Here is a 13340-nt window from a genome sequence, read left to right on the forward strand (position 1 = left end):
GTATTAGCTGCAAATCCGCGCCACAGCACGCGCGAATCGCGCCAGCCCCTCTTTCACATCCTGCTCTGGAATGATCAGTGAAGGGGTGAAACGCACCACATCCGGGCCGGCGATCAGTGCAATCACGCCCTCTTCGTTGGCGAACTGGGTGATCTGTTTTGCCTTGCCGGCATAATCCTTATTCAACTGGCAGCCAATCAGCAGGCCGCCGCCGCGAATTTCAGAGAAAATCGGGTATTGCCGGTTAATCTTGTTCAAGCCGTCGATAAACCACTGGTGACGCTGCTTCACCCCTTCCAATACCTCTGGCGTATTGATGATGGAGAACACCGTGCCCGCCACCGCCGTCGCCAGCGGGTTACCGCCGTAGGTGGTGCCGTGGGTGCCTACGCCCAGAGTTTTGGCCAATGCGTCGGTGGTCAGCATGGCGCCAATCGGGAAGCCACCGCCCAGCGCTTTGGCGGTGGTCAGCACGTCCGGCACGACGCCGTATTGCATGTACGCGTACAGATATCCCGTGCGACCCACGCCGGTTTGCACTTCATCGAAAATCAGCAACGCATCGTGGCGATCGCACAGCTCGCGCAGGCCCTGCAGGAAAGCGGCATCGGCCGGCAGCACGCCACCTTCGCCCTGAATCGGCTCCACAATCACCGCGCAGGTCTGGTCGTTGATCAGCTCAGCCGCGGCAGCCAGATCGTTAAACGCCGTGTGGCTGATACCGCCCGGCAGCGGCGCAAAATCTTTTGAATACTTCGGCTGGCCGCCGGCAGACACGGTGAACAGCGTCCGGCCGTGGAAAGCGTTATTGAACGCCACAATCTGGTTCTTGCCGGCGTTGCCGTTGTCCAACGCACGTTTACGCGCCAGCTTCAGCGCCGCTTCGTTGGCTTCCGCCCCGGAGTTGCAGAAAAACACCTTGTCGGCAAAGGTGGCGTCAATCAGCTGTTTCGCCAACAGCAGTACCGGTTCGTTGGTATAGCCGTTGCCCAGATGCCACAGTTTCCCCGCCTGCTCCACCAGCGCCGCCTTCACCGCAGGATGCGCATGCCCCAACGCATTCACCGCGATACCACCGGCAAAATCGATGTAAGACTTACCCTGCTGGTCCCAGACCTGTGACCCCTCACCCCGAACCAGAATAAAATCAGCGGGGGCATAAACCGGGACCATCCAGTCGTCGAAAGACTGGCGGGTAACTGCGATTGGCTGTTCCATAATGACCTCATAACCTCAGCAAAGGCTGAATTTTGACTGTAAGGGCCGTTCCTGCCCGGATATTCCGCAACAAAACAAAAAAACCGCACCGTTGATTCCGCTTTTCGCCCGGTGATAACTCTGCCATCTACCGGCTATTCAGAAACAAATCTGTTACATAAAATCGGTTTTCCACTATTTCTGCCGCGTATCCGGTCTCTGAACGGGGAATAAATGTTAACGAGCAGTTAAAATACATGCCGTTTGATAAAGAGTGTAGAGCAGCTATCGTGCCAAAACGGGTTTTCTGGCGAATATCGCGTTTTTTTTCGTTAAAACAACGGCTTACAATGCATACTTATTCAATAATTATGCATTGGTAATGAATAATTGAAAAAATAAGGCTAAAAATCATCATTGGCCGCGAAATCCTATTCAATTGCAAAAAACTTCAATATTTCTGATCGCGCTCGCAAAAATAATTTGGCCCGATTTGCGCCCGATCACACTTTCGCCCCATTTGAGTGCAGCGAATGCACCAGAGGCGAACAATCCCGCGTCAGTTAAGGCTCTGCCGGGCCATGCCTCTTCCCGCCGGCGGTTCATCCACACGCCAGATCACCTATTTGTTAAGCAGCAACTACACTGTGATTTCGACCCCCCCGCGCTTGAGGAGCCATGATGTCTAAAAAAACTGTTGATCCCACCCAACCGGCAGCACAAAAGGATATTCGCGTATTCCTGGATGCGTTAAATGCCGGCGGCGGCAAACCGATGGAACAGATGAAACCGAAAGAGGCGCGTAAAGTGCTGGAAGGGGCACAAAGCAGCGTTGAGGTGCCGCTGTACGAAGTCGAAATCAGCGAGAAGACCATTCACGTTGAGGGGCAGGATGTCCTGCTGCATCTGGTGCGACCGGCCAGAGTTAAAGAAGCGCTGCCGGTATTCATGTTCTTCCACGGCGGCGGCTGGGTGCTGGGTGACTTCCCGACTCATGAACGGCTGGTGCGCGATTTGGTGCACAGTTCCGGTGCCGCGGCGGTGTTCGTCAATTATACCCCTTCACCGGAAGCGCATTATCCCACCGCCATCAACCAGGCCTATGCCGCCACCGAATGGGTGGCCGAATACGGCGAAAAAATCAACGTCGACGGTTCCCGACTGGCGGTAGTCGGCAACAGCGTAGGCGGCAATATGGCGGCGGCGGTCAGCCTGATGGCCAAGGAAAAAGGCACGCCGGCGCTGCGCAGCCAGATTCTGCTGTGGCCGGTGACCCACGCCAGCTTTGATACCGACTCCTATCACCAGTACGCCGAAGGCCACTTCCTGACTCGCAACATGATGAAATGGTTCTGGGACAACTACACTACCGACAAAGCACTACGCAAAGAGATTTACGCTTCGCCGCTCAATGCCTCGCTGGAACAGCTGAAAGGCTTACCGCCGGCGCTGGTGCAGACTGCGGAGCTGGACGTGTTGCGCGACGAAGGCGAAGCCTATGCCCGCCTGCTTAACGCCGCCGGCGTGGAAGTCACCTCCACACGCTACAACGGGTTGATCCACGATTATGGCTTGCTGAACCCGATAGCCCACGTCCCGGCGGTGCACTCGGCCATCCACCAGGCCGGGCGCGCGCTGAAACACTATCTGGCCTAATCGGCATAATGGCAGGCCACCCGGTGCCCTGCAGCCAGGGTACGTAACGCGGGGGCCTGTTGCCGACACTGAGCGGTAGCCTGCGGGCAACGGGGGTGAAAACGGCAGCCGTGCGGCGGTTGAGCCGGGTTGGGCAACTCCCCCCGGGCCATCGCCTGCGGTTGCCGCAGTGGATCCAGGCTGGGCACCGCCGCCAGTAACGCCTGGGTGTAAGGGTGCCGCGGCCGGCGAAACAGGCTGTCGCGATCGGCGCTCTCGACAATCTGGCCGAGATACATCACCGCCACGTCCTGACACAGGTGTTCCACCACCCCAAGATCGTGCGAAATAAACAGGAAGGTTACGCCCTGCTGCTCCTGGAGATCGGAAAACAGGTTGATGATTTGCGCCTGAATCGAGACGTCGAGCGCCGAAATCGGCTCATCGGCGACGATAAACTCCGGCTGCAGGATCACCGCACGCGCAATGCCGATGCGTTGCCGCTGGCCGCCGGAGAACTCATGCGGGAAACGCCCATAGTGCTGCGCCGACAGCCCGCAGATTTCCATCGTATCGATTACCCGGTCGCGCAATTCACTTTTAGTCGCCAGACCGTGCTGCAGCAAGGCCTCGCCAATCGCATCGCCAACGCGCATTCTCGGATTCAGCGAACTGTAGGGATCCTGAAACACCAGTTGCATCTTCGGCCGCATGGCACGCAGTTGGCGTGGACTGAGCGCATCCAGCGCCTGCCCGTTAAACAACACTTCGCCGGCAGTTTTATCATGCAGCCCCAGCAATGTGCGCCCAACGGTGGTTTTACCGCTGCCAGATTCGCCCACCAAACCGAAAATAGTGCCCTTGCGAATGCCGAAACTGACGTCATCCACCGCCCGCAGTTGCCCGGTCGTTTGGCCGAACAGGCCATCGCGTAGCGGGAAATATTTCTTCAGCCCCTTCACTTCAACCAGTAATTCAGCCGACATAAATACGCCCTCCCGCATTCAGAAAGCAGGCAGACTGGCGTTGCGCATGGCCGTACAGCGGCGGAATGCCGTCACGGCAGCGTGCGCTCACCTGCGAGCAACGATCGGCAAAAGCGCAATGGTCGGGCAAGCGGGCCAAATCGGGCACCTGGCCGGGGATCGAATACAGTCGACGCCGCCGCTGTCCGGCTACCGGCCGCGAAGCCATCAGCCCCTGGGTATACGGATGCTGCGGGTTATCCAGCACCTCTCGGGTGGGCCCCTGCTCGACAATCCGCCCGGCGTACATCACCACCAGCCGGTCTGCCATCTGAGCGATGACCCCAAGATCGTGGGTGATCAGCATCATCGCCATATTGTGCCTTTGCGCCTGTTCACGCAGCAGCGCCAGGATTTGCGCCTGCACAGTGACGTCGAGCGCCGTGGTCGGCTCGTCGGCAATCAGCAGCGCCGGGCGGCAACTGATGGCCATGGCGATCATGATGCGTTGCAGCATGCCGCCGGAAAGCTGGTGCGGATAGCTGGCCATCAGCTGTTCTGCGCGCGCCAATCCCACCTCCGTAATCAACGCCGTCGCTTCCCGCCAGGCGGCCTTCGGCGCCGCCCCCCGGTGGCGGATAAGCGGCTCCACCAGTTGCTCGCCAATGGTCAGCACCGGGTTCAGAGCGCTCATCGGTTCCTGGAAGATCATCGCCAGCCGGTTGCCGCGCAAATCGGCCATCTGCTGTGGACGCAGTTTCAGCAAATCCTGGCCGTCAAAATGAATCTCGCCGCCGTCGATCTGTGCCAGCGGCTGCGGCAGCAACCCCATCATCGCCAGGGCGGTGACACTTTTGCCACAGCCGGACTCGCCAACCACGCCCAGCGTCTGCCCGGCGTGCAGTTCGAAACTCACCTGTTGCACCGCCCGCACCCGGCCTTGTTCGCCGTTGAAGGCCACCGACAGTTGATTAAAGGCTACCAACGGTTGGCTCATCGTCTTACTCCGTTCATTTTCGGATCGAGCGCGTCCCGCAGGCCGTCACCCAGAATATTAATCGCCACTACGGTGATAAAAATCGCCAGGCCCGGCGGCATCCACAGCCAGGGGCGGCGCTGAAAATCGATCAGGCTGTTGGCGGCATCCATCATGTTGCCCCACGACGGCGTCGGCGGTACCACACCCAGCCCCAGATAGCTGAGCGCCGATTCGCTGAGAATGGCATTGGCCACCCCCATGGTCGCCACCACCACCAGGATCGGGATGGTATTCGGCAGCAGGTGACCGAAAATACGCCACCGTGTGGACAGCCCCAGCACTTCCGTAGCCAGCATAAAATCACGCTCGCGCAGCGACAGGATCTGGCCGCGTACCAGCCGCGCCAGCGACGGCCAACCCAACAGGCTGAGCATGATCATCACCATGTAGATACGGTAATCCGGCGAGACGTCCAGCTCGGACAACATCGCTCCCATAATGATCAGCAGCGGCAGGCTGGGGATGGTCATCAACAGATCGGCAAAACGCATGATCAGCTTGTCCACGATGCCGCCCAAATAGCCGGATAACGCCCCCAACAGGTAGCCGAGCGTCACCGACAGCAGCATCGACACCAGGCCGATGGTCAGCGAAATGCGCCCCGCCAGCAGCAGGCGGGTGTAAATATCGCGGCCGAGAAAATCCGTACCCAGCCAGTGTTCGGCATTGGGTGCCTGGTTAATGTTCAGCGCATCGCCGGCATCGTCCTGCCACGGCGACAGCATCGGCCCCAAAATGCACAACACGGCCAGTATCAGCAGCAACAACAGCGAGGCCATCGCCAACCGGTGCCGCCGCAACCGTTGCCAGGCCTGTGCGGCCGGCGGTGGCGACAACTGCGCCAGCGCCGGGAGTTGCGCCTGCCGCCAGCGGCGACGGCGACCAAAAAACAGCGTTGCCAACATGTTTACCTCAAACGAATTCGTGGGTCGGCATAGGCGTACAGAATGTCCGCCAGCAGGTTGCCCAAAATGGTCAGCACCGCCAGAAACAGCGTAAAGCCCATCAGTACCGGATAGTCGCGCGCGGCCAGCGAGTCGATGTGAATATGCCCCGCGCCCGGCCAGTTGAAGATCTTTTCGGTGATCAGCGCACCGGAAAACAGCGCCGGCAGCTCAAACCCCAACAGCGTGATGATCGGCAACAGCGCATTGCGCAGCGCATGTTTGACGATCACCGTTTTTTCTTTAAGCCCTTTGGCGCGCGCGGTGCGGATATAGTCCATGCGGATAACGTCCAGCATGCTGGCGCGGAAATAGCGCGTCAGGGTGCCGGCCTGCAACATCACCAGCGCCAATACCGGCAACAGCAGGTGCGCCGCCACTTCCAGCACCCACGCCAGCCCGGTCGCCTCGCTGCCGGTACGCAGCATGCCGCCCGCCGGCAGCCAATGCAGATCGACGGCGAACCATTTAATCAACAGCAGGCAGAGGAAAAACGTCGGGAACGACATGGCACCGAACACCGCCACCGTGACCAGATGATCGAACAGCGAATAGGGTTTCATCGCCGAAGCCACCCCCACCGCCAGCGCGATGCCCCAGTACAGCACCAGCGCCACCGAAGCCAGCAGGAACGAGTTCCAGATGTACTGGTTCAACAGCGTGCTGACCGGGATTTGGTATTGCAGCGAAAAGCCGAGATTGCCTTGCAGCAACTGGCCGAGCCAGTGCCAATAGCGGATGAGCAACGGCTGGTCCAACCCATACAACGCCCGCAGTTCGGCGGCACGCTGCGGTGTCAGGTTGATGTTGCCGTCAATAAAGTCGCCGGGGGTCAGCGCGAAGATAAAGAAGATCAGGAGTGATGCCAGCAGCAGCATCGGAATGGTTTGCAGCAGGCGGCGCAGGATAAAATTTCTCATGGTGTTTTCCATCACCGCCGCGCAAGGGAGCGCGGCGGTGCTTGCCGTTACTGAGCCAGTTTGACGTCCGGCAGGCTGCCGGTCAGACCGTTGTAAACGTCCGGTTTAAAGCCGGTGACGCGGGCGCTGCTGGCGCTGAGCACTTTGCGGTTACCCAACAGGATCACCGGTGGATCTTCGGCCAACGCCTGATACAGCCGGTGGTACAACGGCTTGCGTTGCCCGATATCCAGCGTAGCGTTGGCCTGGCCGATCAGCTTGTCCACCTGCGGGTTGTTATAGCCGGTTTCACTCACCTGGCTGATGAAATCACGCACCCCGTCATGCGGGTCATTCAGCCCGCTAGTGCTGAGCGATGCCAGGTCATAATTCCCTGCCTTGCGCTGTGCCAACAAGGCGTTGAAATCCAGTACCTGCGGTTTGAGCAGCACGCCAATCTGCCGATAGTTGTCTTTGGCGATCGGCACCAGCGCGTCATTCAGCAGCTTTTTGGTCACCAGCAGCGTCAGCTCCAGCTTTTTGCCGTCTTTTTGGCGAATGCCATCCGCGCCCGGTTTCCAGCCAGCCTGATCCAGCAATTGCTTCGCTTTGTTGACGTCGTAGGCGTACGGATTAATCCCCTGCGGATCGTAAGCCCAGGAAACGGGAGAGATCGGCTCATTAGCCACAGTGCCGTACCCCTGATACACCACCGTAATCAGCTTTTGGCGGTCCAGCCCGTAGATTAAGGCCTGCCGCACGCGTGCATCCTGCAACGCCGGCCGCTTAAAGTTGAAATCAATACGGCTGTAGTCGCTGGAGCTGTAGAGATTGATGTTGGCAAAGCCGAGCAGCTTTAACTGCTCAATATCGTCCGGCTTGGCAGTGAAGGCGTCGTAATCGGTTTCGCCGGTCTGGAACAGTTGGAAGTTGGTGGCGGGGTTGGTCACGCGGTAAATAAAGCGCGCCACGGCTGGCTGACCGAGGTAGAAGTTCGGGTTGGCGTGGAAACGGATCTCCTGCCCCGGCACGTATTTATCGTAAATATAAGGCCCGTTCCCCAATGGCTTGCCGTTCAGCGCACGTACGCTCTCCAGTTTGCCGCGCTGGTAATCCTTGCCGTAATAGGCTTTCGACAGCACCGGCCCGCCAATCAGTTGCAAGGTAGTCGCCCCCGGCTGGGTGGTGGTAATTTGAATAGTGCGATCGTCGACAACCTTCAGCCCGCTGATGCTGGGTGCGGTGCCGTTTTTGTATTCCGCGCCGCCCTGGATGTGCGCCGGAGCAATGTCGGTGTCACCGTCATAGGCCGGATCGTGCAGCAGCGTCAGGGTAAAAGCGATGTCTTCAGCCTTCATCGGCGAGCCGTCGCTGTAGACCAGGTTGGCGCGTAGCTTGAGGGTATACACCCGGTTGTCCGGGCTGATCTGCCAGGATTCTGCCAACCGCGCCACCGGTTTGCCCTGGCTGTCCAGGCCAATCAGCCGTGTGAAGATCACGTCGGTAACGTTCTCGTCCCAACCGTTGGTAAACAGATAAGGGTTAAAATTGCCCTGAGGTTCGAGAATACCGGCCACCACGGTATCTTTACGCAGCTTGGCGGCCGCCGGTACCTGGCTTGCATCGGTTGCAAAGGTAATGCCTTCCGTCAGGAGTTCAGCCTGAGCGCTGAAGACCAGGCCCACGGCACAGGCTATCGCCAATGGTGCCAGCCGTTTTTGCAACAGTTTGTTTATCTTGTTTTTTATTCTGCCCACTCACTGCCCCTTGTCTGCCCGTTGATAAAATGTGACAAAATTTATCGCAGAGTAATGGGCGACCGGAGGGCTGTCTAACAACGAAACCGGCATTCCATTGCCGGATAAAGCATTATGAATTTTTCTATTGCGATGCTTACCGGCGCGGCGCTGTGCAGCCTGCCGGTTCGAGCTGCCGGATAAGTTTGGCTAAGGTTTTGATCGCCGCCTCATGCTTGTCGCTCCAGTCAAAAGAGGCGTTCAGGCGGAAACAGTGGTTGAAATGATTGCCGGTGGTGAACATTCTGCCCGGCGCGATGCTCACCCCCAGCGCCAGTGCACGCTGGTACAGCTCCATCGACGACAGCGCAGGATCCAGCTCCAGCCAAAGGAAGTAGCCGCCGTCGGGCTGGCTGACCTTCACGGTGGGCGGAAAATGGTGGGCAATCGCCTGACGCATCATGCTCTGGCGCTGGGCCAGCAGGCGCCGCAAACGCCGCAGGTGGGTATCGTAGCCACCGTGCAGCAGGTAGTCGGCAATCGCCATCTGGGTCGGCACGCTGGTCGATACGGTGCTCATGAGTTGCAGCCGCTGGATCTGCTGTGCGTAGCGCCCCGCCGCCACCCAGCCTACGCGAAACCCCGGTGCCAGGCATTTGGAAAACGACGAGCAGTGCAGGATCTGGCCGCCGTTGTCCAGCGCCTTGGCCGGCAGCGGCCGTTCTGCGCTGAAGTACAGCTCACCGTAAACATCGTCCTCAATCAACGAGATCTGCCGTTCGCGCAGCAAGGAAACCAGCCGCTGCTTGTTCTCGTCCGGCATCGTGGCACCCAGCGGGTTCTGGAAGTGGGTCATCAGCCAACAGGCCTTGATCGGATACTGCTCCAGCGCCTGCTCCAGCGCGTCCAGATCGATACCGTCTTGCGGATGGGTGGCGATCGCCACCGCCTTCAGCCGCAGCCGTTCGAGCGCCTGCAACGCACCGTAAAAGGCCGGCGATTCAATCGCCACGTAATCGCCCGGCTGGGTCACCGCCTGCAGGCTGAGGCTCAGTGACTCCATTGCCCCGGCGGTAATCACTATCTCGTCCGGAGCCACCTGCATGCCGCTCAGCGCATAACGCTGGGCGATGTTACGCCGTAACGCATCGTTGCCGGGCGGCAGATTGGCCAGTGAGCTGTGCGGCGTAAACTTGCGCGCCACGCTGCTCAGCGCCCGTGCCAGCTTCGGCTGGGCAAACAACGTGGCGTCGGGAAATGCCGAGCCAAAAGGGACGATTTCCGGATCCTTGCACGCCTGCAACACATCGAAAACAAAGGTGTTGATGTCCACCTGCTCGCTCAACAACATCTTCTCGCCGCGCACCGGCTGCGGCAGCGGCTGCGGGCGCGCCGCCACGTAGTAGCCGGACTGCGGCCGGGCGACGATCCAGCCCTGGCTCTCCAGCAACTGGTACGACTGCACCACCGTCATCAGGCTGAGACCGGCCCGCTTGCCGCTCTCTCGCAGTGAAGGCAGCTTGTCTCCCGCCCGCCACACCCGGTTCTGAATTTGTTCGCGAATCTGTTGCGCAAGCTGCTCGTATCTGGTCATAAGCCCTAACTGTTATATGAAAAAGTGAAATAACTGTCACTATTATAGTCACTGTACTCCGTGCTTAACTTGACGCCAAGCTTTCCACAAAAAAATTACAGCTATACTGAAGAGGTTATTTTATGTCCACCCCAAGGAGGCGCCATGCTGGGTCTTGATGCACTGGAACTTGCCAGAATACAGTTTGCCTTCACCGTGTCTTTCCATATCCTTTTTCCTGCGATTACCATCGGCCTGGCCAGTTATCTGGCCGTGCTGGAAGGAATGTGGCTGAAAACACGCAATGAAGCCTATCGCGACCTGTACCATTTCTGGTCCAAAATTTTCGCCGTCAACTTCGGCATGGGCGTAGTTTCCGGTTTGGTGATGGCCTACCAGTTCGGCACCAACTGGAGTTTCTTCTCTGAGTTCGCCGGCAGCATAACCGGCCCGCTGCTGACCTACGAAGTACTGACCGCCTTCTTCCTTGAGGCTGGTTTCCTGGGGGTAATGCTGTTCGGCTGGAACCGCGTCGGCCCTGGCCTGCACTTCTTCGCTACCTGCATGGTGGCCCTCGGCACGCTGATTTCCACCTTCTGGATCCTGGCGTCCAACAGCTGGATGCAAACCCCGCAGGGACACGAAATCATCAACGGCCAGGTGGTGCCGGTCGACTGGCTGAAGGTGATCTTCAACCCGTCATTCCCGTACCGTCTGCTGCACATGTCGACCGCCGCTTTCCTGTCCTCGGCCTTCTTTGTCGGCGCTTCCGCCGCCTGGCACCTGCTGCGCGGGCGCGACACGCCGGCAATGCGCAAAATGCTGTCGATGGCGATGTGGATGGCGCTGATCGTCGCGCCGGTGCAGGCAATGATCGGGGATGCCCACGGCCTGAATACGCTGAAATATCAGCCGGCGAAGATCGCCGCCATCGAAGGCCACTGGGAAAACCCTCCGGGCGAGGCCACGCCGCTGATCCTGTTCGGCTGGCCGGATATGCAGCGCGAAGAAACGCGTTTCAAGTTGGAAGTGCCCTATCTCGGTAGCCTGATCCTGACCCACAGCCTGACCGAACAGGTGCCGGCGCTGAAATCCTTCCCGCCGGAGGACCGCCCGAACTCCACCGTGGTGTTCTGGTCGTTCCGCATCATGGTGGCGCTCGGGATGCTGATGATCCTCGCCGGGGTATGGAGCCTGTGGCTGCGCTGGCGCGGCGGACTGTACCGGTCACGGCCTTTCCTCTATTTCATTCTGTGGATGGGACCCTCCGGGTTGATAGCGCTGCTGGCGGGCTGGTTCACGACCGAAATCGGCCGACAACCGTGGGTGGTGTATGGCCTGTTGCGCACCAAGGACGCCGTTTCTGCGCACGGCGACCTGCACATGAGCATCAGCCTGCTGGCGTTTATCGTCGTTTACTGTTCGGTGTTCGGGGTGGGGTATTCCTACATGATGCGCTTGATCCGTAAAGGACCGCAGCAGAATGAACACAAAGAAGATGACACCGAAGGCCGGCCGGCGCGTCCGCTGTCTGCGGTGAAAGAAACTCTGGATGACAGGAGCTGAGCATGGGCATTGATCTTCCGCTGATTTGGTTTGTGATCATCGTGTTCAGCACCATGATGTACGTGGTAATGGACGGCTTTGATTTAGGTATCGGCATCCTGTTCCCGTGGGTTAAGAACAGCCATGACCGCGATGTGATGATGAACACCGTCGCCCCGGTCTGGGACGGCAACGAAACCTGGCTGGTGTTGGGCGGCGCGGCGCTGTTCGGTGCCTTCCCGCTGGCTTACGCGGTGATCCTCGACGCGCTGGCGATCCCGCTTACGCTGATGCTGTTCGGGCTGATCTTCCGCGGCGTGGCCTTTGAGTTCCGCTTTAAAGCCAAAGAAGAGAAACGCCATATTTGGGACAAGGCGTTTATTTGGGGGTCGCTGTTCGCTACCTTCAGCCAGGGGGTCGTCGTGGGCGCCATCATCAACGGTTTCCCGGTTAGCGGCCGCAGCTATGCAGGTGGTGCGCTCGACTGGCTGACGCCTTTCGCGCTGTTTTGCGGGCTGGGGTTGGTCGTGACCTATGCCCTGCTCGGCTGCACCTGGCTGGTGATGAAAACCGCCGGTGACCTGCAAGCGCGCATGTACCGGCTGGCGACGCCGCTGCTGGTAACGCTGCTGCTGGTGCTGGCGGTGGTCAGTATCTGGACGCCAATTGCTCATCCGGAAATCGCCAGCCGCTGGTTTACATTGCCAAACCTGTTCGTGCTGCTGCCGGTGCCGGTACTGGTGCTACTCAGCGCCTGGGGCATCCAGCGCGGAGTGAAAAGTGCGGCGCACTACTCGCCGTTCTTGCTGACGTTGCTGCTGGTGTTCCTCGGCCTGAGTGGATTGGGCATCAGCATCTGGCCGCTGCTGATCCCGCCGTCCATCACCCTGTGGGACGCCGCTGCCCCGCCGCAAAGCCTCGGCTTTATGCTGGTTGGCGCGCTGTTTATCATTCCGATTATTTTGGTTTACACCTTCTGGAGCTACTACGTGTTCCGGGGCAAGGTCAGCCATGAACATGGCTATCACTGATGAGGGAGGAGAGCATGAACGATAAAACCGCAACCGCACCCACTCCCTGGTGGAAACGCGTCGGCTGGCTGGTGATCATCTGGAGCGCCAGCGTGCTGGGGTTGTTTCTGGTCGCCTCGCTGTTCCGCCTATTGATGACTGCGGCGGGCATGAAGTCGCACTGACCGATAGTGTTTATCGGGTCGCGCTGTTAGGAAAGTAAAAGGAAATCACCAGCGTGACCAAAGGCAAGGCACCGATCTTCAACAACTCGAACACTTGCCTGATAGGCTCGCTTTGATCCCAATAAGCGTGGGCAATAAAAACGCCCACGCTTATCACAAAAATCCCGCACAGCACCTGACGCGCCAACCGCAGCCGCTCCATTTCGTCAAACACCAACACCTGTTCCAGGTAAACTCTGCCGGCCTCATCCCGCAGATTTGTGTCTGCTGCGCTCATGGGAAGATCCCCACGACTTGCCCTACGGCCTCCAGCTGTTCTCCCTTCTCTCGCACGATGCCAAGGGACGTCCCATCCTGTTTCATCCAGTGCTTGTCGGCAATGGCGATCAGCGCAAAAGCCATCTTGATCACATCGGTTTTCTCCATCCCATGACGCCGGGCTATATCGTTTAGATCATCATCAATCTTATTTGATAAACGAATCGGCAAACTACGCATATTCCACCTCCTGTGGCTGTCCGTCAGTGGTATAGAGTCTACTTTACCGGCACGAATCGTTCAATTAGTGAACTACGTAACGTCTCGCAAATTCAGCGGGTTGCGACAACATAA

General features: G+C 58.8%; 13 protein-coding genes. 4 read left to right on the plus strand and 9 right to left on the minus strand.

Annotation, left to right across the window (positions count from 1 at the left end; all coding sequences use genetic code 11):
* Nucleotides 1-3: 3 nt before the first annotated feature.
* Nucleotides 4-1218, minus strand: coding sequence for an aspartate aminotransferase family protein (locus SERAS12_RS14680; RefSeq protein ID WP_013813388.1), 1215 nt, complete (start codon nucleotides 1216-1218; stop codon nucleotides 4-6).
* Between the two features lie 660 nt (nucleotides 1219-1878).
* On the opposite strand from SERAS12_RS14680, the gene SERAS12_RS14685 reads away from it, so the two are divergent.
* Nucleotides 1879-2853: an alpha/beta hydrolase gene (locus SERAS12_RS14685; protein ID WP_013813389.1), complete on the plus strand. Its 975-nt coding sequence runs from the start codon at nucleotides 1879-1881 to the stop codon at nucleotides 2851-2853.
* Here the strand turns inward: SERAS12_RS14685 and SERAS12_RS14690 are convergent.
* From SERAS12_RS14690 to SERAS12_RS14715, 6 genes are all read right to left on the minus strand, one after another.
* Nucleotides 2850-3818, minus strand: a complete 969-nt coding sequence (locus SERAS12_RS14690) for an ABC transporter ATP-binding protein (RefSeq protein ID WP_013813390.1) — start codon at nucleotides 3816-3818, stop codon at nucleotides 2850-2852. The two genes, SERAS12_RS14685 and SERAS12_RS14690, sit on opposite strands and share 4 nt — an antisense overlap.
* Complete coding sequence (locus SERAS12_RS14695; RefSeq protein ID WP_013813391.1) at nucleotides 3808-4794, minus strand: ABC transporter ATP-binding protein; 987 nt, start codon at nucleotides 4792-4794, stop codon at nucleotides 3808-3810. Before SERAS12_RS14695 ends, SERAS12_RS14690 begins: the two co-directional genes overlap by 11 nt.
* On the minus strand, nucleotides 4791-5741 hold the full coding sequence (gene opp4C / locus SERAS12_RS14700) for an oligopeptide ABC transporter permease (protein WP_013813392.1): 951 nt from the start codon (nucleotides 5739-5741) through the stop codon (nucleotides 4791-4793). Before opp4C ends, SERAS12_RS14695 begins: the two co-directional genes overlap by 4 nt.
* Nucleotides 5742-5743: 2 nt before the next feature.
* Complete coding sequence (locus tag SERAS12_RS14705) at nucleotides 5744-6700, minus strand: ABC transporter permease (RefSeq protein WP_013813393.1); 957 nt, start codon at nucleotides 6698-6700, stop codon at nucleotides 5744-5746.
* A 47-nt stretch (nucleotides 6701-6747) separates the two neighbouring features.
* On the minus strand, nucleotides 6748-8436 hold the full coding sequence (locus tag SERAS12_RS14710) for an ABC transporter substrate-binding protein (protein WP_013813394.1): 1689 nt from the start codon (nucleotides 8434-8436) through the stop codon (nucleotides 6748-6750).
* Nucleotides 8437-8572: 136 nt separating this feature from the next.
* Nucleotides 8573-10009: a PLP-dependent aminotransferase family protein gene (locus SERAS12_RS14715; protein ID WP_013813395.1), complete on the minus strand. Its 1437-nt coding sequence runs from the start codon at nucleotides 10007-10009 to the stop codon at nucleotides 8573-8575.
* 144 nt (nucleotides 10010-10153) lie between these two features.
* On the opposite strand from SERAS12_RS14715, the gene SERAS12_RS14720 reads away from it, so the two are divergent.
* From SERAS12_RS14720 to SERAS12_RS25700, 3 genes are read left to right on the plus strand one after another with little or no spacing between them, the layout of a single operon-like run.
* Nucleotides 10154-11554 carry a cytochrome ubiquinol oxidase subunit I gene (locus SERAS12_RS14720; RefSeq protein ID WP_013813396.1) on the plus strand — a complete coding sequence of 467 codons (1401 nt, stop codon included), beginning with the start codon at nucleotides 10154-10156 and terminating at the stop codon, nucleotides 11552-11554.
* A gap of 2 nt (nucleotides 11555-11556) precedes the next feature.
* A complete protein-coding gene (cydB, locus tag SERAS12_RS14725; protein WP_013813397.1) occupies nucleotides 11557-12564 on the plus strand; it encodes a cytochrome d ubiquinol oxidase subunit II in 1008 nt (335 codons plus the stop codon).
* A 14-nt stretch (nucleotides 12565-12578) separates the two neighbouring features.
* Nucleotides 12579-12728, plus strand: coding sequence for a DUF2474 domain-containing protein (locus SERAS12_RS25700; RefSeq protein ID WP_006325988.1), 150 nt, complete (start codon nucleotides 12579-12581; stop codon nucleotides 12726-12728).
* Nucleotides 12729-12738: 10 nt separating this feature from the next.
* On the opposite strand, the gene SERAS12_RS14730 is transcribed toward SERAS12_RS25700, so the two are convergent.
* Entirely contained in the window at nucleotides 12739-13005 is a 267-nt protein-coding gene (locus SERAS12_RS14730; RefSeq protein ID WP_013813398.1) for a hypothetical protein, read from the minus strand.
* The gene (locus SERAS12_RS14735) at nucleotides 13002-13226 is read right to left on the minus strand and encodes a hypothetical protein (RefSeq protein WP_013813399.1); all 225 of its coding nucleotides are present in this window, start codon (nucleotides 13224-13226) and stop codon (nucleotides 13002-13004) included. The genes SERAS12_RS14730 and SERAS12_RS14735 overlap by 4 nt, the downstream gene beginning before the upstream one ends.
* Nucleotides 13227-13340 lie beyond the last annotated feature (114 nt).

Source organism: Serratia sp. AS12, assembly GCF_000214195.1.
Classification (GTDB): domain Bacteria; phylum Pseudomonadota; class Gammaproteobacteria; order Enterobacterales; family Enterobacteriaceae; genus Serratia; species Serratia plymuthica.